Source organism: Methylobacterium sp. 001424705, assembly GCF_059816145.1.
On the sequence record NZ_JCBANU010000040.1, the window covers coordinates 1 to 23,311 of the forward strand.

Here is a 23,311-nt window from a genome sequence, read left to right on the forward strand (position 1 = left end):
GCGGGCGTAGCTCAGTCGGTTAGAGTGCCGGCCTGTCACGCCGGAGGTCGCGGGTTCGAGTCCCGTCGCCCGCGCCATCGCGTTCCGCACGCACCATCTCGTCTTCTCCCCGCCGCGCCCTACCCTTCCCGAATATTCTTCGGAGGGCGACAGGTGTCGGGTGTCTTCTTCCTCTACTTCACCGTCTGCCTCGCCCGCGCGCCCGATACCTGCGAATCGCGCAGGCTCGCTCTCGACGTGGACGACGCCCCGGCCTGCCTGCACGTGGCGCAGCCGCAGCTGGCGCAGTGGATCGGCAGCCATCCCGAATTCCGCATCACCGCCTGGCGCTGCGGCGCGCCGCCCCGCGATCGCGGCACGCGGATCTGACTTTGCCCCGTGACCGGGGAGACACAGGCGCCCCTCCGGCGCGCGAACCCGTGCGGGCCGCCGCGTTTTCGCCGCATGGAATGCGGAGGCGAAGGGCCGACAGGCCCATTCCCGAGATCCGTCCGCACCGATGCGCTTTCCCCGTTCCGCCTCTCCGCGCCCGCCGCTCCGCCTCGGCGCGGGCGCCCTCGGCCTCGCCGTCCTGCTGGCGCTGGCCGGCTGCGGCACCCCCACCCTCCTCGCCCCCGACCAGCCCACCAGCCTCGTCATCCTGGACGAGCAGGCGGCCGCCGCCGCGATCTCGCGCTACCGGGCGCAGCACGGCCTCGGCCCGGTGGTGATCGATTCGAGCCTGATCCGGGCCGCTTCGTATCAGGCGGCCTCCAACGCGAAGGCCGGCCGCCTCAGCCACGAGATCGGCGGCACCTTCGATTCCCGCATGGCCCAGGCCGGCTTCGGCCGGAGTTACGCCGCGGAGAACCTCAGCGCCGGCTCGGCCACCTTCGACGAGGTGCTGGCCCGCTGGAAGGCCTCGAGCGAGCACAACAGGAACATGCTGATCCCGCAGCTCCGGCGCATCGGCATCGCCCGCGTTGACGCGCCGGGCACCCGTTACAAGCGCTACTGGGCCCTGGTGATGGCCGGCGGCTGAGACGTTGCGCACGGGCCTTCGCGGCCGGCGGCGCGGTGCCCCCTCAGAGTGCCCCGGTCCGGGCCGCGGGTCCCGCCGCCTCGTGGGGCTGGGCGCGCGCCTGCGCGCCCTGGATCAGGCGCTCGCTGGTGAGCTTCAGGAAGGAGAAGCCGAATTCCGGGTTCTGGTCATAGAGCTGCTTGACCTCCGAATCGGAGATTCGCAGGGCCTGCCCCGCCTCGACGCAGATCAGCGAGGCGGTCCGGGTGTTGCTCGGCGAGAGCAGCCCGAGCTCGCCGACGACCCCGCCGGCCCGCACCGCGATCTCGTATTCCGGAATGCGGAAGCGACCGCTCTCCACGTCGAACATCTCGCCCGCGTCATCGCCCTGGCGGAAGACGGTCCGCCCCGCCCGGAAGCGGACCGCGCGGCCGAAGGGCCGGAGCCAGTCGGGGAGAGGTCGCCCTCGGCCGCCGCCTCCCCCTGGCGCACGAGGCGCACCATCTGCCAGAGCCGACAGGCGTTGAAGGGGATCTGGATCGCCTCGGTGAGGACCACCGGTCAGCTCCCGATCAGCAGGCCATAGATGATGACGGCCACGCTGGCGACGAGGGCGATGATCCGCAGCGGGATCATGGTGGTCATCGCCGAGGCCGTGATGGTGAGAGCCGTGCCGGAATACCCGATGGCCTCGACCCCATCGATGCCGACCCCGGTCATCGCAGGGTTCCGGCCGATCGCGCCCTCTCAGCCCCGCACATCGTCGGCATCCGCCTCGGCGAGACCATCCTGCAGGGAGCGGATGATCGTCCGCATCTCCGGCACCATGGCGATCGCCTTGGCGATGCGCTGCGCCTCCTCCCGGGTCATCGCGCCCGTGGCCGCATGGGCACCGGCCTCCTCCGAAAAGTAGGTCCAGGCCACGGCCAAGCCCTCTCCGTCCTCGACGCAGAAGCTTCCGTCCCGCTCGACCACGATCCAGGGCGGCGGGAATCCCCGGGCCGGCCTCGCGTGGATCTCGGCATCGTCCGCCACGGGACACCTCAGCGTTGGGGCAAGGTCGCAATCGCCGCGTTGCGACTGGTGGGCGGTGACGGGCTCGAACCGCCGACCCTCTCCGTGTAAAGGAGACGCTCTACCAACTGAGCTAACCGCCCGGAGCGCCGGCCTTCGTCGCGCGGCGCGACGGCTTCGTAGCGGACGCGCGGGCGGGCGCGCAACCCCCTCCCCCGGCGGCCCTTGGGTCCGGGCATGAAAAAGGCCCCGGCATGCCTGCCGGGGCCTCGTTTCGGGTCAGAGTTGCATCGACCTCAGTGGGCGATGACCGTCGCGGAATCGTCGTCGGCGATGACCGGGCGGACCTTCGGTGCCGGCTCTTCCCATTCGATCGCCTCGGGGACCCGAACCAGAGCGTGCTGGAGCACCTGGTCCATCCGCGAGACCGGGATGATCTCCATCCCGTTCTTCACGCTGTCGGGCACCTCGGCGATGTCCTTGGCGTTCTCCTCGGGGATGAGGACCGTCTTGATGCCGCCGCGGAGCGCCGCGAGCAACTTCTCCTTCAGGCCGCCGATGGGGAGCACGCGGCCCCGCAGGGTGACCTCGCCCGTCATCGCCACGTCGCGGCGCACCGGGATGCCCGTCAGCGTCGAGATGATCGCGGTCGCCATGCCGATGCCGGCGGACGGACCGTCCTTCGGGGTCGCCCCCTCGGGAACGTGGACGTGGATGTCCCGGCGGTCGAACAGCGGCGGCTCGATGCCGAAGTCGACGGCCCGCGAGCGGACGTAGCTCGCCGCGGCGGAGATCGACTCCTTCATCACGTCGCGCAGGTTGCCCGTCACCGTCATCTTGCCCTTGCCGGGCATCATGACGCCCTCGATCGTCAGCAACTCGCCGCCGACCTCGGTCCAGGCCAGACCCGTGACCACGCCAACCTGATCCTCCTCGTCGATTTCGCCGTAGCGGAACTTCGGCGGGCCGAGGAAGACCGGCAGGTTCTCCTCGGTGACGGCGACAGCCTTCACCTTGGTGATGAGGATCTCCTTCACCGCCTTACGGATCAGGTTGGAGATCTCCCGCTCCAGGTTGCGGACGCCCGCCTCCCGCGTATAGCGACGGATGAGCATCAACAGGCCGGAATCGTCGACCTGCCACTCCTTGGCGTCGAGACCGTGCTTCTTCACGGCGCCCGGGATCAGATGCTTGCGCGCGATCTCGAGCTTCTCTTCCTCGGTGTAGCCAGCGATGCGGATCACCTCCATGCGGTCCATCAGGGGCGCCGGGATGTTCAGCGTGTTGGCGGTGGTGACGAACATCACGTTCGAGAGGTCGTAATCCACCTCCAGATAGTGGTCGTTGAACGTGGCGTTCTGCTCCGGGTCGAGGACCTCCAGCAGGGCGGCCGACGGGTCGCCCCGGAAGTCCATACCCATCTTGTCGATCTCGTCGAGCAGGATGAGCGGGTTGGAGGTCTTCGCCTTGCGCATCGACTGGACGATCTTGCCGGGCATCGACCCGATATAGGTCCGGCGGTGACCGCGGATCTCGGCCTCGTCGCGCACGCCGCCCAGCGACATGCGCACGAACTCACGGCCCGTCGCCTTGGCGATGGACTTACCCAGCGAGGTCTTGCCGACGCCGGGAGGACCGACGAGGCACAGGATCGGACCCGTGAGCTTGTTCGCCCGCTGCTGCACGGCGAGGTACTCGACGATCCGCTCCTTCACCTTGTCGAGGCCGAAATGGTCCTCGTCGAGCATGACCTGGGCGCCGAGGAGATCCTTCTTGATCTTCGAGCGCTTGCCCCACGGGATACCGAGCATCCAGTCGAGGTAGTTGCGCACCACGGTCGCCTCGGCCGACATCGGCGACATCTGGCGCAGCTTCTTGAGCTCCGCCACCGCCTTGTCGCGGGCTTCCTTGGTGAACTTGGTCTTCTCGATCTTCTCCTCGAGCTCGGCCAGCTCGTCCTTGCCGTCCTCGGAGTCGCCCAGCTCCTTCTGGATCGCCTTCATCTGCTCGTTCAGGTAGTACTCGCGCTGAGTCTTCTCCATCTGCCGCTTGACGCGGGTCCGGATGCGCTTCTCCACCTGGAGCACGGAGATCTCGCTCTCCATCAGCGACAGCACGCGCTCGAGGCGCTGCGCGACCGTGGGGATCTCCAGGATCGCCTGCTTGTCGGCGATCTTGACGGCGAGGTGCGAGCCCACGGTGTCGGCGAGCTTCGAAGGCTCGTCGATCTGGGTCACCGCGGAGACGACCTCGGGCGAGATCTTCTTGTTGAGCTTCACGTAGTTCTCGAACTCGGCGATGACCGAGCGCGCCAGGGCCTCCGCCTCGACGCTGTCGCCGAGCTCGTCGGTGAGGGTCTCGGCCTCGGCCTCGTAGTAGGTGTCGGACTTGGTGAAGCGGGCGATCTTGGCGCGGCCGGCGCCTTCGACCAGCACCTTCACGGTGCCGTCGGGCAGCTTCAGGAGCTGCAGCACGCTGGCGAGCGTGCCGATCTTGTAGATGGCGTCCGTCGAGGGATCGTCCTCGCTGGCATTGATCTGCGTCGCCAGCAGGATGTGCCGGTCGGTGCGGACCGCCTCCTCGAGGGCGCGGATCGACTTCTCGCGGCCGACGAAGAGCGGCACGATGATGTGGGGGAACACGACGATGTCGCGCAAGGGGAGGACGGCATAGGAGCCCGTCGAGCCCGGAACGACCGGCTGGCGCGATTTCGATTGAGTCATATCGGACTTCCTCATGATGGACGCCGGGCAGTCACTCCTCCCAGGGAGCAAGCATCCTGCCAGGGGCCGACCGGGCCGCGAGGGGGTCGGAAGTGTCTTAAGGGACGGTCTTGGAAGACAGTCTGGAAAACGGTCTTGGACGGTGCGGCTGGTGGCGGGACACCGCACCTCAGGGGGTGAGCGTACGGCCGTCGCGCTGAGGCTTCAGATGGAAATCGGGGCGGATGGTTTCAAGCATCCGCCCCGAGGCTCGACCCAGACCTGACGAGACCCGCGCGGGGCCTCAGGCGCTGACGCTGGCCGGGGCTTCCTTGTTGCGGTCGCCGTGGATGTAGAGCGGCCGGGCCTTGCCCTCGACCACCTCGGGGCCGATCACGACCTGCTCGACGGACTCGAGGCCCGGCAGGTCGTACATCGTCTCCAGGAGGATGGTCTCCAGGATGGAGCGCAGGCCGCGGGCGCCGGTCTTCCGCTCGATCGCCTTGCGGGCGACCATGGAGAGGGCCTCCTCCTGGAAGGTCAGGTCGACGTTCTCCATCTCGAACAGGCGCTGGTACTGCTTGACCAGGGCGTTCTTCGGCTCCTGCAGGATGCGCTTCAGGGCGGTCTCGTCGAGGTCCTCCAGGGTCGCCAGCACGGGCAGGCGGCCGACGAACTCGGGGATGAGGCCGAACTTCAGCAGGTCCTCGGGCTCCACGTTGCGGAAGATCTCCCCGGTGCGGCGGTCGTCCGGGGCCTGCACGGTCGCGCCGAAGCCGATCGAGGTCCCCTTGCCGCGGGCCGAGATGATCCGCTCGAGGCCCGCGAAGGCGCCGCCGCAGATGAACAGGATGTTGGTGGTGTCGACCTGCAGGAATTCCTGCTGCGGGTGCTTGCGGCCGCCCTGTGGAGGCACGGAGGCGACGGTGCCTTCCATGATCTTCAGCAGCGCCTGCTGCACGCCCTCGCCCGAGACGTCGCGGGTGATCGACGGGTTGTCCGACTTGCGCGAGATCTTGTCGATCTCGTCGATGTAGACGATGCCGCGCTGCGCCCGCTCGACGTTGTAGTCGGAGGCCTGGAGCAGCTTCAGAATGATGTTCTCGACGTCCTCGCCGACGTAGCCGGCCTCCGTCAGGGTCGTGGCGTCCGCCATGGTGAACGGCACGTCGAGGATGCGGGCCAGGGTCTGGGCCAGCAGCGTCTTGCCCGAGCCGGTCGGCCCGATCAGCATGATGTTCGACTTCGCCAGCTCGACGTCGTTGTGCTTCGAGGCGTGGGCGAGGCGCTTGTAGTGGTTGTGGACCGCGACCGAGAGGACCTTCTTCGCGAAATCCTGACCGATGACGTAGTCATCGAGGACGCGGCGGATTTCCTTCGGGGTCGGCACCCCATCGCGCGACTTCACCAGGGAGGATTTCGACTCCTCACGGATGATGTCCATGCACAGTTCGACACACTCGTCGCAGATGAACACCGTCGGGCCCGCGATCAGCTTGCGGACCTCGTGCTGGCTCTTGCCGCAAAACGAGCAGTACAGCGTGCTCTTCGAGTCGTTGCCGCCAGTCTTGCTCATATCGGTCTCCGTTCGCGGGCATGGCGCCGGTCCGGGGCGCACACGCATCCTTCGAATTTAATGGCGTCCGCCTAAAGAAACAGTCACCTGCGCGCATCTGCCGACTTCGATCAGACTGGCGATGCAAGCACGCGACCGCGACGGGATCAAGGCAGGCGCCCAAAAAGCGCCCCGCCTCGAAACGACGCGCCGGGTCGGACGGCCCGGCGGTCCCGGTCGGGCTTACGCGGCGACGGGCTCCGGCCGCTTCTGGATCACCTCGTCGATGAGCCCGAACTCCTTGGCGGCGTCGGCCGTCATGAAGTTGTCGCGCTCCAGTGCCTGGACGATGGTGTCGTAGTCGCGGCCGGTGTGCTTCACGTAGATCTCGTTGAGGCGCTTCTTGAGGGCCTCGATCTCGCGGGCATGGATCAGGATGTCGGTGGCCTGGCCCTGGAAGCCGCCGGAAGGCTGGTGGACCATGATCCGGGCGTTCGGCAGGGCGAAGCGGTGGCCGGGCTCGCCGGCGGTGAGCAGCAGCGAGCCCATCGACGCGGCCTGGCCGACGCAGAGCGTGGTCACGGGGCAGCGGATGAACTGCATGGTGTCGTAGATCGACAGGCCGGAGGTCACGACGCCGCCCGGCGAGTTGATGTAGAAGGAGATTTCCTTCTTGGGGTTCTCGGCCTCGAGGAACAGCAGCTGCGCGACGATCAGCGATGCGCCGTAATCCTCGACCGGGCCGGTCAGGAAGATGATGCGCTCGCGAAGCAGGCGCGAGTAGATGTCGAAGGCACGCTCACCGCGGCTCGACTGCTCGACCACCATGGGCACGAGCGCGCTGTTATAATAGTCGACCGGATCTCTCATCATCACGTGCCCCAGCTACAAGGGGTCCGGCCGCGCCGCGAATCGGGCGCGCACCGGACGTTTCAGCGAACTACGGCGATGGTGAACATCGCCTTACTCTCGAGCCCGCCGCCCTCGTGGGAGCAGCCGGGCTCAATCGGCCTTGGCGACGGCGAGCAGGCCCTCGTCGGTTCCGGTCGAGGCGGACGCGTCGGTCGCGCTCTTCGTCTCGGACTGGCCCTCGGCACCCGCCTCGGCGTCGTCCTCGTCGGCGAACAGCGCCTCCTTCGAGACCGGCTCCTCGGTGAGCGTCACCTGCGCGAGCACGTGGTCGACGACCTTCTCCTCGAAGATCGGCGCACGGAGCTCGGCGAGCGCCTGGGCGTTCTTGCGGTAGAAGTCCCAGACCTGCTGCTCCTGTCCGGGATACTGCCTCACCCGGGCGATCAGCGCCTGGTTCACCTCGTCGTCCGAGACCTTGATATCGGCCGTCTCACCGACCTGTGCAAGCACCAAGCCGAGGCGGACGCGACGCTCGGCGATTTTGCGGTACTCGGCGGTCGCCTTCTCCTCGGTGGTGCCCTCGTCCTCGAAGGTCTTCTCGCGGGACTTCAGGTCCTGCTCGACCTGGGCCCAGACGGCGGCGAATTCCTGGTGGACGAGGCTCGGGGGCAGCTCGAAGGCGTACTTCGTGTCGAGGGCGTCGAGCAGGTCCTTCTTGAGCTTGCGGCGGGACTGTGCCTCGAAGTCGCTGCCGATGGCGGCGGAGACCGCCTCCTTGAGCTTCTCGAGGGACTCCATGCCGAAGGTCTTGGCGAGCTCGTCGTCGATCTTGGTCTCGCCCGGGGCCTGGATCGCCGTGACGGTCACGTCGAACTCGGCATCCTTGCCGGCGAGGTGGGCGGCGCCGTAGGCCTCCGGGAAGGTCGACTTCACGACGCGCTTGTCACCGACCTTGGCGCCGACGAGCTGCTCCTCGAAGCCGGGGATGAACGAGCCGGAGCCGAGCTCCAGGTCGATGCCCTCGCCCGTGCCGCCCTCGAACTCGGTGCCGTCGATGCGGCCGACGAAGTCGATGGTGACGCGGTCGCCGGTCTCGGCGGCGGCACCCTCCTCGCGGGGGGCGAAGGCGCGGTTGGAGGAGGCCATGCGGGTGATGGCCTCGTCGACCTCCGCGTCGGAGGGCTTGGCCACCTGCTTCGTCAGGCTGACGTCGGACAGGTCGACGAGCTCGAAGGTGGGCAGCACCTCGAGGGCGACGTTGAAGGAGACGTCGTCCTTGGCGTCGAGGGCGCGCTCGACGATCGACTGCTCGCCGGGGAACTCGATCTTGGGCTCGAGAGCGAGCTTGAGGTTGTTCTCCGTGACGATCTTCTGGTTCGCCTCGTTGACGGCGTTCTGCAGCACGTCGGCCATGACCGAGCGGCCGTAGAGCTTGCGCAGATGCGCGACCGGCACCTTGCCGGGACGGAAGCCCTTGATCTGGGCCTTGTCCTTGAGGGTCGACAGCTCGCTGGTCAGGCGCTCCTCGAGCTCGTTCGCGGCGAGCAGGACCTGAAACTCGCGCTTCAGTCCCTGGGAGAGTGTCTCGGTCACCTGCATGGTCGTCTTTCCGCTGTCGTCCGTGTGATCGCGCAAATTCGGTTGGTCCCTCGCGGCCCGCTCCTGCGGGCCCCACGAGGTCGGCGCCGGAACGATGCGCCGCCGGGGGCCGGCTTCGTGCAGCGGGCCGGCCGGCCATCGCACTGAGCCAATCCGTTCCCGATGGCGATGGACTGGTGCGGGCGGAGGGGCTCGAACCCCCACGTCTTGCGACACTGGAACCTAAATCCAGCGCGTCTACCAGTTCCGCCACGCCCGCAAGCGCCAACGCCCGGCGCGCTTTCCGCCGCCAGAGCGGGGTCCTATAGCACGCGCGCCACGGGCCGCAGCAAAAAAATCGGGGCCTGCCGCCGATCGCTCCCGGCATCGGCGACCGCCGCCGGGGGGCGATTTGGCGTCCGCCGAATCCGCATTCTACAAGCGCTGCCCGGACCGCGATCACCGCCTGGACGCGCGCCGCGCCCTGCCCTCCCCCGATGCCGAGGTTTCATGCCGAACACCCGATCGCTCGTCCCGAACGATCCCGTCTCGGCCTCGCGCCGCGCCCTGCTGGGCGGCGTCGCGGCCCTGGCCCTGCTGCCCCACGGCGCCCGCGCGCAGGGGACGAAGGCGCCGTCCGCCCCGGCCGCTTCAGTGCCCGCCCCGGCCGCTGCGGGCCCCGCCCGCACCCTGACGGCGGCCCCCGGCACCCTGCGCCTGAAACCCGAGCCGGCCGCCGCGACGCCGGTCTGGTCGTTCGACGGCCAGGCCGCGCCGCCCGTGGTGCGGATCCGGCTCGGCGAGACGGCGCGGCTGAAGGTCGAGAACAGGACGGACAAGCCGCTTAGCCTGCACTGGCACGGGGTGCGCAACCAGAATCCCATGGACGGCGTCGGCGGCGTCACCCAGGCGCCGATCGCCCCGGGCGCCGACTTCACCTACGCGTTCGTGCCGCCGGATGCCGGCACCTTCCTGATTCGTCCGCTGGTGGTCGGCGGCTCGAGCGAGCCCTCGGGCCGGGGCCTCGCCGGCGCCCTGGTGGTCGAGGAGGCCACGCCCCCGGCCGTGGACCAGGACCTGACCCTGCTGATGCAGGACTGGCGTCTCGACGACGCGACGACCCTGCTGCCCTTCGGCCAGCCGCTCTTCGCGGCGAGCTCGGGGCGCCTCGGCAGCCTCGTCACCCTGAACGGCGTGCCGGTGCCGGCCCCGATCACGGCCCGTCCGGGCAGCCGCCTGCGGCTGCGCCTCGGCAACGTCTGCAACGCCCGCGGCACCCGCATCCGCTTCGACGGCGTGAAGGTCTACGTGCTGGCGGTCGACGGCCAGCCCACCGACACCTTCGAGCCCCTGCGCGCCACCCTGCCCTTCCCGCCCGGCACCCGCTACGACCTCATGCTCGACATGCCCACCGAGGCCGGCGCCAAGGGCGCGATCACGGCGCTGATCGGCAACGGCATCGCGCTCGCGACCCTCTCGACCACGGCGGAAGCCGCCGCACCGCCGCGACCGCCGATCGCCAAGATCGGCGACAATCCCCTGCTGCCGGCCGAGGTGAAGCTGCAGAACGCGGTCCGGCGCGACATCACCCTCACGGGGGGCGCCCGCCTCGACAAGGACAAGCCCGCCGCCGAGCCGGTCTATACCGGCGACCCGTCCCGGGTCTGGTCGGTGAACGGCGCCCCCGGCACGGCCGGGATGGCGCCGCTCTTCTCGGTCAAGCGCGGCCAGGTGGTGGTGCTGGCGATCCGGAACGAGACCGCCTTCCCGCAGTCGCTGCACCTGCACGGCCACGTCTTCCGGCTGCTCCACCCCCTCGACGACGGCTGGGAGCCCTACTGGCTCGACACCTTCCAGCTTCTCGAAGGCCGCACGGCGCGGATCGCCTTCAAGGCGGACAATCCGGGACGCTGGCTCATCAGCGCCACGGTGCTGGAGCGCTTCGACACCGGGCTCTGGACCCTGTTCGAGGTCACCTAGGCCCCGAGCAGCGCGCGGAGAACCTCGGGCATCCTCTCCGGCAGGTCCTCGGCGATCAGGCCCGGCCCGTGGCGCAGACCCGCATCGCCGTGGAGCCAGACCGCCGCGGCCGCCGCCTCGAACGGGTCCATCCCCTGGGCCAGGAGCCCGGCGACGAGGCCGGCCAGGACGTCGCCGGCGCCGGCGGTGCCGAGATAGGGCGTGCCGTGATCGTTGATGGCGGCCCGGCCATCGGGGGCGGCGACGACCGTATCGGCGCCCTTGAGGACCACGACGGCGCCGGCCAGGGCAGCGGCGCGGCGGGCGCGCGTCAGCTTGTCCGCCTCCGGATCGACCGCGTCCGTACCCTCGAACAAGCGGGCGAACTCGCCCTCGTGCGGCGTCAGCACCGCGGCGGACCCGCCATCGGAGAGGTGGGCCCCCAGGAGGGCGGCCTGCCCCGTGAAGCTCGTCAGGGCGTCGGCGTCGAGGACGAGGGTGCGCCCCGCCGCGGCCGCCACCGCCACGAGATCGCGGGTGGCCGCGCCGATTCCGAGGCCCGGGCCGGCCAGGACCACGTTGAGGCGCTCGTCCACGAGGAGGTCGTCGAGGTCGTCGGCGCTGTCGCAGGCGCGCAGCATGAGGGCGGTGCAGTGGGCGGCGTTCTCCGCCAGGGCTGCGCTCGGCGAGACCAGGGTGACGAGGCCGGCGCCCACGCGCAGCGCGGCGCGGGCCGCCATCCGGGCCGCCCCCGTGCGATAGGCGGGGCCGGAGAGGACGAGGGCGTGCCCGCGCGTGTACTTGTGGCTCGCGGCACTCAGCCGCGGAAAGGCCGCCTCCCAGAGGCCCGGGCCGTTGCGCCAGGACGGCGCGGCTCCGGCGAGGCCCGCCTCCAGCGCGTCCGCGCCGGTCCCGATCTCGGCCACCCGCAGGGTGCCGCAATGGCTCCGTCCGGGCTGGAGCAGGTGTCCGGGCTTCAGGGCCACGAAGGTGACGGTCTCGGTCGCCAGCACCGCGACGCCGCGCACGGCGCCGGTGTCGCCGTCGATCCCGCTGGGCACGTCGACGGCGAGGACGGGGCAGGCGGCCTGCCCGAGCCGGTTCACCAGGGCGGCGACGTCCCCCTCGAGATCGCGTGCGAGACCTGCGCCGAACAGGGCGTCGACGACGAGGCCGTAGGCCGAGAGATCGCCGACCGCCGAAAGCGCGAGCACCGGTCCAATCCAGGCCTTCGCCGCCTCGGCCGCATCGCCGGACAACGCCGCGGGCGGCACCAGCCCGGCGAGGTCCACCGGATGGCCGGCCTCGACGAGGCGGCGGGCCGCCACGTAGCCGTCGCCGCCGTTGTTGCCCGGTCCGCACAGGACGAGGATGCGCGCACCCGCCCCGGCCAGCACGCGGGCCCGCTCCGCCACGGCGGCCCCGGCCCGCTCCATCAGGGCGAGGCCGGGGGTTCCGGCCGCGATCGCGGCCGCATCGACCCGGCGCATCGCCTCGACGTTGAGCAGATGCAGGGTGGTCATGGGGGATTCCTTCTGGAACGCGTGCCGGGATGTCTGCCGGTTGCTCGTCTGGGGCTCATGAAACGGCCTCAGGCCCGCCATCCGCTCAAACGATTTGCGGCACCTGCATGTTTGTTGTGCAGTTTTCCGCCCTCACCGAACAAATCGGCGTGGCGAAGGCGGGACGGCGATGATACCAACGATGGATCAAGAAGCATCGAGGTCAGGCCCGCCCGGCATGAAGAAGATCGAAGCGATCATCAAGCCTTTCAAACTGGACGAGGTGAAGGAAGCTCTGCAGGAGGTCGGCCTCCAGGGCATCACCGTGATCGAGGCGAAGGGTTTCGGACGCCAGAAGGGCCACACCGAACTCTATCGCGGGGCCGAGTACGTGGTCGACTTCCTGCCCAAGGTGAAGCTCGAGATCGTCCTGTCGGATGCCCTCGTGGAGGGTGCCGTCGAGGCGATCCGCAAGTCGGCCCAGACCGGGCGCATCGGCGACGGCAAGATCTTCGTTTCGACCATCGAGGAAGCCATCCGCATCCGCACCGGCGAGACCGGGACCGACGCGATCTGAGGCCTCGGGTCCCCGACCCGGACGCCCGGCGAAAGACTCCGCCCCGTGGACGATCGACGGGAAGGCCTCGCGCGGACACCCCCTCGGCCTGGATCCGGCCTCGTTCCCGGAGAGGCGCCCCGGAGGTCCCGCCGCACCGCTCGGCGCGCTCCGATTCTCCCCCGCCATGCGGACAGACGCGCGCGGCGTCACGGACATCCGATCCCATCAGGGCTCTCCGACCTGCCAAGACGGCCGAAAGGCGGATCTAAGTTTCTGTTTTTGCGTCTGTTCTCGCGGCGGCCCGGTGCCGAGCGCCGAGAAATTGCGCTGGCCCGGACGCTCCACCTGCGCTAAACGCTCGACGCCCAAGACGCTCCACGCCCGCGACGCTCGACGGCTAAGACCCTTCCGCTCTGCGGCGCGCCGGCGCACGCTGCGGCAAAACCACGGCCGCAACGGGCCGAGACATGAAGGAGACCCCCAAGGATGGCCAAGACAGCAGCCGACGTCCTGAAGGAAATCAAGGACAACGACGTCAAGTACGTCGACCTTCGGTTCACCGATCCGCGCGGTAAGTGGCAGCACGTCACGTTCGACGTCTCGCTGATCGACGACGAGATGTTCTCCGAAGGCACGATGTTCGACGGCTCGTCGATCGCCGGCTGGAAGGCCATCAACGAATCCGACATGCTGCTGATGCCGGACCCGGCCACCGCCTGCATGGATCCGTTCTTCTCGGCCTCGACCATGTCGATCGTCTGCGACGTGCTCGAGCCCTCCACCGGCGCGCCCTACAGCCGCGACCCGCGCGGCACCGCCAAGCTGGCTGAGGCCTTCCTGAAGTCCACCGGCATCGGCGACACCATCTATGTCGGTCCCGAGGCCGAGTTCTTCGTGTTCGACGACGTGAAGTTCGGCTCCGACCCGTACCACACCGGCTTCCAGCTCGATTCGACCGAGCTGCCGACCAACGGCTTCACCGACTACGAGGGCGGCAACCTCGGCCACCGCGTCGCCACCAAGGGCGGCTACTTCCCGGTGCCGCCGCAGGATTCGGCGCAGGACATGCGCGGCGAGATGCTGGCCGCCATGCAGTCCATGGGCGTGAAGGTCGAGAAGCACCACCACGAGGTGGCGTCCGCCCAGCACGAACTGGGCATGAAGTTCGACACCCTGACGCTGCTCGCCGACCACATGCAGATCTACAAGTACTGCATCCACCAGGTCGCCCAGAGCTACGGCAAGACCGCGACGTTCATGCCGAAGCCGGTCTACGGCGACAACGGCTCGGGCATGCACGTGCACCAGTCGATCTGGAAGGACGGCAAGCCGCTCTTCGCCGGCGACAAGTACGCCGACCTCTCGCAGGAGTGCCTCTGGTACATCGGCGGCATCATCAAGCACGCCAAGGCGCTGAACGCCTTCACCAACCCGTCGACCAACTCCTACAAGCGCCTGGTACCCGGCTACGAAGCCCCCGTGCTGCTCGCCTACTCGGCGCGCAACCGCTCGGCCTCCTGCCGCATCCCGTGGACGACGAACCCGAAGGCCAAGCGCGTCGAGGTCCGCTTCCCCGACCCGATGGCGAACCCCTACCTCGCCTTCTCGGCCCTGCTGATGGCCGGCCTCGACGGCATCATCAACAAGATCGATCCGGGCGCGGCCATGGACAAGGATCTCTACGACCTGCCGCCGCGCGAGCTGAAGAAGATCCCCACCGTCTGCGGCTCGCTCCGCGAGGCCCTGCAGAACCTCGACCGCGACCGCGCCTTCCTCAAGGCCGGCAACGTCTTCACCGACGACCAGATCGACTCCTTCATCGAGCTGAAGATGACGGAGGTCATGCGCTACGAGATGACCCCGCACCCGGTCGAGTTCACGATGTACTACTCGCTCTGAGAGCGACCGAGCCGGGCCGCGCGCCCGGCTCACCGGATGACGGCGCAACGCCGGGGCCTCGCGCGGGGCTCCGGCGTTGTGCGTTTCCGACGACCTGCGGAATCCCGACTGTGGGTCGCGGCAGGCCCCGAAGGCGGAACCATGACCCTGCCAGCGGGCTTGCCGCCCCGACGTGAGGGCCGGGACCGGGATGCAGACGGACGACCAGATTCAGCGATCCCGGCGGGGCGACCGCCTGGAGCGTACCAACGCCCTGGTGCAGACCCTCGCGATCCTCGCGGCTGGCGCATGGGCGGTCTACACCTTCATCTACGAGGCCCGGATCAAGCCGGCCCTGGAGCCGCCCGCCGTCTCGGTGACCACGAGCCTCGTGCGGGCCGGCGAGCGCGACCGGCACGTCGCCATCCGCTCCACGGTGACGCGCAAGAACGTCGGCCAGACCGGCGTGCGCGTACTCGGCCTCGTCTACAACGTCACGGGGGTACGGGTGCGCTTCGATGCGCCCTCCAGCGGCAAGCCCGAGGACGGGCAGGCGTCGGCGGATCGCACACGGACGGCGCGCGCCTACGACTTCGCGGGTTCCGGCGAGGCGATCCTGCGCGAGGGCCGGCTGTTCGCCGGCGCCACCGCGGCGGGGGGCGAGCCCTCCGATCTGAATCCCGGCGAGTCGGTCTCGCGCGACCTCATCGTCTATGCCGACCGCGACCGCTTCGACTTCGTCCGCTTCGAGGTCAGCCTCGCCTACACCAAGGGCGACGAGCCCCCGGTGCTCCTGACCTTCGAGACCGCCCCGAATGGGACCCTTGCGTTGAAGCCCGACGCGGATTGCCGGGCGGACCCGCAGACCTGCGATCGGCTCAAGACCACGGATTTCGGCACGGAATTCTCGCTCTGGTAAGGGCACGCGACACGGCGACATCGATTCAGCGACGAAGACGGATGCCTCGACGAATCGAACGCCCTGACGTGCCCGACGCCTCGTCACGCAATCTTGCGCACGATATTTCCGCGCACCGCCACCCGAAATCGGACTTTCCCCGCGCCTTGACGTAAGCAGGCTGCAAAGGCCTCCGCAGTCGCGAGACGGCCTGCACGATCGTGCGAGGAGTGAAACGCCATGCGGATGTCCCACCGCGCCGCCGCCCTGAGCGCTGGCCTGTTCCTCGCGGCCCTGGCCGCGCCCGTGACCGCCTGGGCCGCCGCGGGCGACGATGCGGCCGAGCGCGACGCGCGCTGGAAGAATCTGCAGCAATCGATCTTCGGAAACCGCCCGGTGGAGACCGCCAAGCCGCTGGTGCGGATGGACCTGCCGGACCGGGCCAACGACGCCTCCCTGGTGCCCCTGACCCTGACGATCGCCGACAAGGACCGGATCAAGGGCCTCTACCTCGTCATCGACGACAATCCGGCGCCGCTGGCCGCGCACTTCACCTTCGGCCCCGCCGCCGATCCGGAGGAGCTGAAACTGCGCGTCCGGGTCAACACCTACACCAACGTCCACGCGGTCGCGGAGACCAAGGACGGCGCGCTCGTGCAGAGCACCCAGTTCGTGAAGGCCTCCGGCGGCTGCTCGGCGCCCATGGGGATGACCGACGAGGAGGCGATGAAGGGCATGGGCGACATGCGCCTGAAATTCGCTGATGCGGCCCCGGGCAAGCCCATCGCCGCGACCCTGATGATCCGCCATCCGAACTTCACCGGCCTGCAGATGAATCAGGTCAGCCGCGAGTACACGCCCGCGCGCTACATCAACCGGATCAGCGTCACCTACGGCGGCAAGAACGTCTTCGTCATGGAGGGCGACATCTCGATCTCGGCCAACCCGGTGATCAATTTCGCCATGCTGCCGGAGGGCAAGGGTCCGGTCACGGTGGTGACGCAGGACAACCAGGGCGGACGCTGGGAGCGCAGCTTCGATGCACCGGTCGCCAGCAACTGAGCGCCTCCGCGGGGCCACGGCCGCCTTCCTGGTGGCTTGCCTGGCCGCCACGGTTCTGACCGCCGCGTCCCCGGCGGACTCGCCGGTCGACGTGCCCGAGCCCGCCGGCCTGTGGGAGGGCGCGCTCCAGGGCTACACCCCCAAGACCCTGGCGGGCGCCACGGTCTTGGACGGGCCTCAACTCGACGCCCTGATCGCGGGCGGGTCGGTCGTGCTGATCGACGTGTCCGAGGCCGGCCCGACGCCGCCGAACCAGCCGGCCGGACGCCTGTGGCGGCCGATCCACCGGGCCATCCCGAACAGTACCTGGCTGCCGGGGGCCGGGTCCGGGACCCTCACCCCTCCGGAACAGACCGCGCTCGCCGACCGGATCGCGGCCCTGACGCAGGGGGACCGCGGCCGGGCGATCGTCACCTACTGCCACCCGGATTGCTGGGGCAGCTGGAACCTCGGCAAGCGCCTGATCGGGCTCGGCTACCGGAACGTCCACTGGTATCCCGAGGGAATCGAGGGCTGGCAGGAGCGCCACGACACGTCGGCGATCCACCCCGACGAAACCTGGACGCGACGCGCCCAGGACGGCGCCGGGCCCTGAGGCCCGATTCACATCCAAGCCGAGGCAAGCCCTTCCATGCTGTACCGCCGCTCGCTCCTCGCCCTCCTGGCGCTCGCGCCCCTCGCCCTGTCTGGGCCGGCCGCCGCCGAAACGGTGCCCTTCACGCCCGAGGCCTTCGCGGCCGCGCAGAAGGCGGGCAAGCCGATCCTCATCGAGGTCAGCGCGCCCTGGTGCCCGATCTGCAAGACCCAGAAGCCGATCCTGGCCAAGCTCGCCGAGCAGCCCCGGTTCAAGGACCTCGTCATCTTCGACGTCGACTTCGACACCCGCAAGGACGTGCTGCGACAGTTCAACGCCCGCATGCAGAGCACCCTGATCGCCTTCAAGGGCGAGACCGAGACCGGCCGCTCGGTGGGCGAGACTCAGCCCGAGTGGATCGAGGGCCTCGTCGAGAAGACGCTTTAGGACGCTCCGATGGGCGCGAGCCTGGGACTGGCCTTCCTCGCCGGCCTGCTGTCGGTGCTCTCACCCTGCGTGCTGCCGCTGCTGCCGCTGGTCCTCGGCGCCGCCGCCTCCGAGCACCGGTTCGGGCCCCTGGCACTCGCCGGGGGTCTTGCCCTCTCCTTCGTGACGATCGGCCTGTTCGTGGCCACGATCGGCTTCGGCCTGGGGCTCGACACCGGAATCTTCCGGACGGGCGCCGCCATCCTGATGATCCTGCTCGGCCTCGTGCTGATGCTGCCGGCGGCGCAGACCCGCCTCGCCGTCGCCGCCGGTCCGCTGAGCAACTGGACCGAGGCACGCTTCGGCGGGCTCGCCACCGCCGGCCTCTCGGGGCAGTTCGGCGTCGGCCTCCTCCTCGGCGCGGTCTGGAGCCCCTGCGTCGGACCGACCCTCGGGGCGGCCTCGCTCCTGGCCTCCCAGGGGCGCGACCTCGGCGCCGTCGCCCTCACCATGGTTCTGTTCGGCCTTGGCGCCGCCCTGCCCCTCTGCATCCTCGGCACCCTGTCCCGCGCCACCCTGGTGGGCTGGCGCGAGCGGATGATGGGCCTCGGCAAGGGCCTCAAGATCGCCCTCGGCCTCATCCTCGTGGTGACGGGACTCGCGATCGTACTCGGCGTCGACAAGGCGCTGGAAACGCGCCTCGTCGACGCCTCGCCCGACTGGCTCACGCGGCTGACGACGCGGTTCTGACGGCGGAGCCCGCCGGCCGGCGGGCTTGGAGGCTGCCGGCACCCCGGCGTATCCAGGAGCGGCATCCCCGGAGGTCCTCCCATGTCCCTCGTCGTCCCCGTCATTCTCGGCTCCGTCCGCTCCGACCGGCAGGGCCTGCGCGCTGCCCGCTTCGCCATCGGTGAACTGGAGCGCCGCGGCATCGAGGCGCCCCTGGTGGACCCGGCCGAGCTGAAGCTCCCCCTCCTCGACCGGATGTACAAAGAATACCCGAAGGGAGAGGCCCCGGCCGTCCTCGAAGACCTGGCGACGCTCTACCGGCGCGCGGACGCCTTCCTGGTCGTCTCGGCCGAGTACAACCATGCGATCCCGCCCGCCCTCTCGAACACCCTCGACCACTTCATGGAGGAGTATTCCTGGCGGCCCTCCGGCATCGTCTGCTACTCGGCCGGACAGTACGGCGGCGTGCGGGCGGCGATGCAGCTCCGAGCGATGATGGCCGAGCTCGGCGCCTCGAGCATCCCCTCGCTCCTACCGATCCCCCGCATCGGCAAGGCCCTGGACGAGGCCGGGGCAGCCCAGGACGAGTGGCTGCCGAAGGCCGCCAAGCGCTTCCTCGACGAGTTGGTCTGGTACGCCGAGGCCCTGCGGGCGCAGCGGGCGAAGGGAACGCCCTACTGAGAGGCATCGTGATCCCGGCTGGCGCGAGGCTTGCCCTCGGGTTGGGACCGATCCCTCGCGCCGAGCGCCCTTCATGTCCGAGACCACCACGGAACTTCGCCCGCTCCTCGCCAACCTCGTGCGGGCCGCCCTCATGTCGGACGACCGGGCCAGCGCCCTCTGGCGCGAGGCCGCCCGGCAGGGTCAGGCGAAGCTGGCCGCGGCCCCCGCCCGAACCGAGGGCCTGACCATCGAGGGCTTCTGGACCCAGGGCGTGCGCGATGCCGAGGCCCCGGAATATCGCGAGGCCGAGGGACAGGTGGAATTCGGCTTCCCGGCCCTGTGCCCGTTCACCCTGGCCGAACTCGTTGCGCCCGGCTTCGACGTCGATGCGGCGGTCGAGCGCCTGCGCAAGTCGGCTGCCACCGGCTGAACCATGTTGAGGGCCGGGCCCGCGCCGTTGCCGGGGCGGGGTCCAGCGCCCATGTTACGGAGCAGACGTCGGGGTGCGCTCCCGCCCCCCGGCGAGACACGTCCTCTTCGCGTATGGCTTCGCGCCCGCGCAGCGAGCCGGATCCCTTGGCAAAACGCATCCATCCCAATCCCGGCGCCGCCGGCCTTCCCTCCCGGGAGCAGATCCTCGCCTTCATCGCCGCCTCCACCGAGACGGTCGGCAAGCGCGAGATCGCGGCGGCCTTCAACATCAAGGGCGCCGACCGGATCGGCCTCAAACGCATCCTGAAGGAGATCGAGGAGGACGGCGCCATCGCCCGCGGGCGCGGCGGGCTCGCGCCCTCCGGCCGCCTGCCGCCGGTGGTGCTCGCCGACATCACCGCCCGGGACCGCGACGGCGAGTTCCTGGCGAGCCCCGCCGAGTGGGACGTCGGCAACGGCGCCACCCCGAAGATCACCGTCGCCACGCCCCGCGGCGGCAAGCGCCCGGGCCAGCCGGCGCCGGGCATCGGCGACCGGGTGCTGCTGCGCGTCGAGGCCAGCGCCGGCGAGCCGGGCCGTTACACCGGCCGCGCCATCAAGGTGCTGGGCAAGAGCAAGTCAGACATCATCGGCGTCTTCCGCGCCGGCCCCGAGGGCGGGCGGATCATCCCCGTCGAGAAGCGGGCACAGGGCCGGGAAGTCGCGATTCCCGCCGGCGAAGAGGGGGACGCCCGCGACGGCGACCTCGTCAGCGTCACCCTTCAGCGCGAGAGCCGCTTCGGCTTGGCCCAGGGCCGGGTGCGCGAGCGCCTCGGGTCGCTGGGCTCGGAGAAGGCCGTCAGCCTCATCGCGCTGCACCTTCACCACATCCCCCACGTCTTTTCCGCCGCCACCCTGGCCGAGGCCGACGCCGTGGTACCGGTGGGGCTCGCGGGCCGCGAGGATTGGCGCACCGAACCGCTGCTCACCATCGACCCGCCGGACGCCAAGGACCACGACGACGCCGTGATGGCGACGTCGGATCCCGACCCGGCCAACGCGGGCGGGTTCGTCGTCACCGTGGCGATCGCCGACGTCGCCGCCTACGTGCGTCCGGGCTCGGCCCTCGACCGCGAGGCTTTGGTGCGCGGCAACTCGGTCTATTTCCCGGACCGCGTCGTGCCGATGCTGCCCGAGCGCATCTCCAACGACCTCTGCTCCCTGCGGGAGGCCGAGGACCGGCCGGCGCTGGCCGTCCGCATGGTGATCGCCGCCGACGGCACGAAGCGCCGGCACAGTTTTCACCGGGTGATGATGCGCTCGCGGGCCAAGCTCAGCTACGCCCAGGCCCAGGCCGCCATCGACGGCTTCGCCGACGACGTCACCGCCCCCCTCCTCGAGCCCGTGCTGCGACCCCTCTGGAAGGCCTACGCCGCCCTGCGCGAGGCCCGCGACGCCCGCGGACCGCTGGCCCTCGACCTGCCCGAGCGCAAGGTGCTGCTTGACGCGGACGGGGCGGTCGACCGCGTGGTGGTCCCGGCCCGCCTCGATGCGCACCGCCTCATCGAGGAGTTCATGATCCAGGCCAACGTCGCGGCCGCCGAAACCCTCGAGCAGGCGCGCCAACCCCTGATCTACCGGGTGCACGACGAGCCGGCCCTCGAGAAAATGCGGGCCCTCGGCGAGGTCCTGGCCTCCATCGGCATCAAGCTGCCGAAGGAAGGCATCCTGCGCCCGGCCCTGTTCAACCGCATCCTCGCCACCGTGGCGGAGACCGAGCACGCCATCTTCATCAACGAGGTCGTCCTGCGTTCGCAGGCCCAGGCGGTCTACGCCGCGCAGAACCTCGGCCATTTCGGCCTCAACCTCCGGCGCTACGCCCACTTTACCTCGCCGATCCGGCGCTACGCCGACCTGATCGTCCACCGGGCCCTGATCTCCGCCTGCCGCATCGGCTCGGACGGCCTGTCCTCCGAGATGTCCGTGGCGGCCCTCGACCAGATCGGCGAGCAGATCTCGGCCGCCGAGCGGCGGGCCATGGCGGCCGAGCGGGAAACCATCGACCGTCTCATCGCCCATCACCTCGCCGACCGGGTCGGCGCGACCTTCACCGGCCAGATCTCCGGCGTCACCCGGTCCGGCCTCTTCATCAAGCTCGACGAGACCGGGGCCGACGGCTTCGTGCCGATCTCCACCATCGGGGCCGACTATTACCGGCACGACGAGGCCAAGCACGCCCTGGTCGGCGAGCGCTCGGGCGAGACCCATCGCCTGGGCGACCGGGTCGAGGTCCGCCTGGTGGAGGCGGCCGCGGTGGCGGGGGCCCTGCGCTTCGAACTGCTCTCGGAGGGACGGGCTCGGCCGGACCGCAATGCGCGCCCCGGGCCGAACCGCTCGGTCCGCAAGCCCGGCGCGTCCGGCCGGCCGCCCGGCATCCGCAACACCGGGTCGCGCCATCGCGGCTCGCGCCGTTGAGGGGAAGGGTCTAGGCTGGGCGCAACGCGAGGAGCCGAGATGACGGACACGATCGAACCGGTCCATGGCGAACGCACACCGCTGGTGCGATCGCTGGCGCGTGGCTTCATCGGCCGCTGCCCACATTGCGGCGAAGGCCGGATCTTCGGCCGCTTCCTCAAGGTCCGGCCGCATTGCGACGTCTGCGACCTCGAACTGGCGCATCACCGGGCCGACGACCTGCCGCCCTACATCGTCATCTTCATCGTCGGCCACATCGTCGGGTACTTCCTCCTCGAGACCGAGACGAACTACGACGTGCCCCTCTGGTTTCAGCTGACATTCTGGCCCCTCATGACCCTGCTCGCGTCGCTGGCGCTGCTGCAGCCGGTGAAGGGCGCGGTGGTCGGGCTTCAATATGCGCTTGGCATGCACGGCTTCGCCACGCTACCGGTGCCGGGGACAGTGACGGGGCCGCAGGGCGAGGAGAGGCCGCATGGACCAGGCGACGGGCGTGCGGTCGACCGAGCCGCCGGATTCGGACCCGCCTGAGGCGCAGGCCCGCAAGGCGGGCCTGCGACCGCGCAACGCCGCGACCCTGATCCTCCTCGACCGGAGCAAGCGCGCGCCGCGGATCCTGATGGGACGCCGCCATGCCGGCCTCGCCTTCATGCCCGGCAAGTTCGTGTTTCCCGGTGGCCGGATCGAACCGGGCGACCGGCACATGCCGGTGGCCGGCGCGCTGCCGGCGCGCAGCCATGACGCCCTCGCGGTGAAGGTCGCGCGCGGCGGCGAGGGGCTCGGCCGCGGGCTCGCCCTCGCGGCGATCCGCGAGACCTACGAGGAGACCGGTCTCCTGCTCGGAACGCGCGACTACGGCCCCCCCGACACCGCCCCCGCCGGAACCTGGACCGCCTTCCGCGAGGCCGCCGTGCTACCGGATCTCGAGGCCCTGCACTTCGTCGCCCGGGCGATCACCCCTCCGGGCCGGCCGCGCCGGTTCGACACGCGCTTCTTCGCGGCGGACCGGAGCGCCATCGCGCAAGAGATCCCCGGCGTCGTCTCGCCCGACTCGGAGCTTGTGGAACTCGCCTGGGTGAGCTTCGCGGAGGCGCGCGCCCTCGATCTGCCCCGCATCACTCGGGTCGTCCTCGACGACCTCGAAGCGCAGGCCAAGGGCGGCTTCGCGCCCTACCGGACGATCCCGTATTACTACGAGCGGAACGGCAAGCGTCAGCGTGAAACCCTGTAGACGGAACCGCTTTCCTCTCGACGCCGTTGATGAACAACAGATCGTGAGGAAGGGAACCGGACAATGTTGAAGGGCGGATTGCTTTGGCTGATTGGTATCCCGATCCCCATCATCCTGCTGATCTACTTTTTCACGTCTTGGTTGCGGTAGCAACACGAAGCCGATTAACGTCGAAAGCCCGCCCTGGATTTCACCGGGGCGGGCTTTTTGTTGAGTTTGGTTGCGGGGACAGGATTTGAACCT

Annotated in this window: 21 protein-coding genes, 3 tRNA genes and 1 pseudogene; 16 read left to right on the forward strand and 9 right to left on the reverse strand. The window is 69.8% G+C overall.

All coding sequences use genetic code 11. The annotated features are described in order from the left end of the window. From AC6EUL_RS21450 to AC6EUL_RS21460, 3 genes are all read left to right on the forward strand, one after another. Positions 1-77 (forward strand) — tRNA-Asp (locus AC6EUL_RS21450). Positions 78-153: 76 nt separating this feature from the next. Further along, a complete protein-coding gene (locus AC6EUL_RS21455; protein ID WP_056216766.1) occupies positions 154-369 on the forward strand; it encodes a hypothetical protein in 216 nt (71 codons plus the stop codon). A 130-nt stretch (positions 370-499) separates the two neighbouring features. Beyond that, positions 500-1,021, forward strand: a complete 522-nt coding sequence (locus AC6EUL_RS21460; protein ID WP_499872575.1) for a CAP domain-containing protein — start codon at positions 500-502, stop codon at positions 1,019-1,021. Positions 1,022-1,064: 43 nt separating this feature from the next. Here AC6EUL_RS21460 and AC6EUL_RS21465 read toward each other — a convergent pair. The 8 genes and pseudogenes from AC6EUL_RS21465 to AC6EUL_RS21500 form a co-directional block, all read right to left on the reverse strand. Beyond that, a pseudogene (locus tag AC6EUL_RS21465) lies at positions 1,065-1,705 on the reverse strand (Crp/Fnr family transcriptional regulator). Between the two features lie 42 nt (positions 1,706-1,747). Further along, positions 1,748-2,035, reverse strand: coding sequence for a hypothetical protein (locus AC6EUL_RS21470; protein WP_499872577.1), 288 nt, complete (start codon positions 2,033-2,035; stop codon positions 1,748-1,750). Between the two features lie 46 nt (positions 2,036-2,081). Continuing rightward, positions 2,082-2,157: transfer RNA gene (locus tag AC6EUL_RS21475), tRNA-Val, on the reverse strand. 153 nt (positions 2,158-2,310) lie between these two features. Then, positions 2,311-4,737 (reverse strand): endopeptidase La, encoded by a 2,427-nt coding sequence (lon, locus tag AC6EUL_RS21480; protein WP_056216760.1) that lies wholly within the window; start codon positions 4,735-4,737, stop codon positions 2,311-2,313. A gap of 283 nt (positions 4,738-5,020) precedes the next feature. Next, positions 5,021-6,292, reverse strand: a complete 1,272-nt coding sequence (gene clpX / locus AC6EUL_RS21485) for an ATP-dependent Clp protease ATP-binding subunit ClpX (protein ID WP_055955375.1) — start codon at positions 6,290-6,292, stop codon at positions 5,021-5,023. Between the two features lie 222 nt (positions 6,293-6,514). Then, positions 6,515-7,141 (reverse strand): ATP-dependent Clp protease proteolytic subunit, encoded by a 627-nt coding sequence (locus AC6EUL_RS21490; protein ID WP_055955505.1) that lies wholly within the window; start codon positions 7,139-7,141, stop codon positions 6,515-6,517. A 132-nt stretch (positions 7,142-7,273) separates the two neighbouring features. Further along, positions 7,274-8,722 (reverse strand): trigger factor, encoded by a 1,449-nt coding sequence (gene tig, locus AC6EUL_RS21495; protein WP_499872601.1) that lies wholly within the window; start codon positions 8,720-8,722, stop codon positions 7,274-7,276. Between the two features lie 174 nt (positions 8,723-8,896). Beyond that, a tRNA-Leu gene (locus AC6EUL_RS21500) sits at positions 8,897-8,981 on the reverse strand. Positions 8,982-9,211: 230 nt separating this feature from the next. On the opposite strand from AC6EUL_RS21500, the gene AC6EUL_RS21505 reads away from it, so the two are divergent. Continuing rightward, positions 9,212-10,681 carry a multicopper oxidase family protein gene (locus AC6EUL_RS21505; RefSeq protein WP_499872580.1) on the forward strand — a complete coding sequence of 490 codons (1,470 nt, stop codon included), beginning with the start codon at positions 9,212-9,214 and terminating at the stop codon, positions 10,679-10,681. On the opposite strand, the gene AC6EUL_RS21510 is transcribed toward AC6EUL_RS21505, so the two are convergent. Further along, the gene (locus AC6EUL_RS21510) at positions 10,678-12,183 is read right to left on the reverse strand and encodes an NAD(P)H-hydrate dehydratase (RefSeq protein WP_499872582.1); all 1,506 of its coding nucleotides are present in this window, start codon (positions 12,181-12,183) and stop codon (positions 10,678-10,680) included. The two genes, AC6EUL_RS21505 and AC6EUL_RS21510, sit on opposite strands and share 4 nt — an antisense overlap. Before the next feature lie 217 nt (positions 12,184-12,400). Between AC6EUL_RS21510 and AC6EUL_RS21515 the strand changes: the two genes are divergently transcribed. The 12 genes from AC6EUL_RS21515 (at position 12,401) to AC6EUL_RS21570 (ending at position 23,068) form a co-directional block, all read left to right on the forward strand. Further along, complete coding sequence (locus AC6EUL_RS21515) at positions 12,401-12,739, forward strand: P-II family nitrogen regulator (RefSeq protein ID WP_003600526.1); 339 nt, start codon at positions 12,401-12,403, stop codon at positions 12,737-12,739. Between the two features lie 468 nt (positions 12,740-13,207). After that, the gene (gene glnA / locus AC6EUL_RS21520) at positions 13,208-14,620 is read left to right on the forward strand and encodes a type I glutamate--ammonia ligase (RefSeq protein WP_056216753.1); all 1,413 of its coding nucleotides are present in this window, start codon (positions 13,208-13,210) and stop codon (positions 14,618-14,620) included. A 190-nt stretch (positions 14,621-14,810) separates the two neighbouring features. Continuing rightward, positions 14,811-15,518, forward strand: a complete 708-nt coding sequence (locus tag AC6EUL_RS21525; RefSeq protein WP_056269948.1) for a hypothetical protein — start codon at positions 14,811-14,813, stop codon at positions 15,516-15,518. 225 nt (positions 15,519-15,743) lie between these two features. After that, positions 15,744-16,559 carry a quinoprotein dehydrogenase-associated SoxYZ-like carrier gene (locus tag AC6EUL_RS21530; RefSeq protein ID WP_499872603.1) on the forward strand — a complete coding sequence of 272 codons (816 nt, stop codon included), beginning with the start codon at positions 15,744-15,746 and terminating at the stop codon, positions 16,557-16,559. Then, on the forward strand, positions 16,537-17,154 hold the full coding sequence (locus AC6EUL_RS21535) for a rhodanese-like domain-containing protein (protein ID WP_499872585.1): 618 nt from the start codon (positions 16,537-16,539) through the stop codon (positions 17,152-17,154). Before AC6EUL_RS21530 ends, AC6EUL_RS21535 begins: the two co-directional genes overlap by 23 nt. 36 nt (positions 17,155-17,190) lie before the next feature. Then, on the forward strand, positions 17,191-17,580 hold the full coding sequence (locus AC6EUL_RS21540; protein WP_056216748.1) for a thioredoxin family protein: 390 nt from the start codon (positions 17,191-17,193) through the stop codon (positions 17,578-17,580). Between the two features lie 9 nt (positions 17,581-17,589). Then, the gene (locus AC6EUL_RS21545) at positions 17,590-18,309 is read left to right on the forward strand and encodes a cytochrome c biogenesis CcdA family protein (protein ID WP_499872587.1); all 720 of its coding nucleotides are present in this window, start codon (positions 17,590-17,592) and stop codon (positions 18,307-18,309) included. Positions 18,310-18,390: 81 nt separating this feature from the next. After that, positions 18,391-18,969 (forward strand): NADPH-dependent FMN reductase, encoded by a 579-nt coding sequence (locus tag AC6EUL_RS21550; RefSeq protein ID WP_499872590.1) that lies wholly within the window; start codon positions 18,391-18,393, stop codon positions 18,967-18,969. A gap of 73 nt (positions 18,970-19,042) precedes the next feature. Continuing rightward, positions 19,043-19,381, forward strand: coding sequence for a hypothetical protein (locus tag AC6EUL_RS21555; RefSeq protein WP_499872592.1), 339 nt, complete (start codon positions 19,043-19,045; stop codon positions 19,379-19,381). Positions 19,382-19,527: 146 nt separating this feature from the next. Next, positions 19,528-21,837, forward strand: a complete 2,310-nt coding sequence (gene rnr / locus AC6EUL_RS21560) for a ribonuclease R (protein ID WP_499872594.1) — start codon at positions 19,528-19,530, stop codon at positions 21,835-21,837. Between the two features lie 39 nt (positions 21,838-21,876). After that, entirely contained in the window at positions 21,877-22,368 is a 492-nt protein-coding gene (locus AC6EUL_RS21565; RefSeq protein WP_499872596.1) for a DUF983 domain-containing protein, read from the forward strand. After that, a complete protein-coding gene (locus AC6EUL_RS21570) occupies positions 22,313-23,068 on the forward strand; it encodes an NUDIX hydrolase (protein ID WP_499872598.1) in 756 nt (251 codons plus the stop codon). The genes AC6EUL_RS21565 and AC6EUL_RS21570 overlap by 56 nt, the downstream gene beginning before the upstream one ends. Positions 23,069-23,311: the final 243 nt, after the last annotated feature.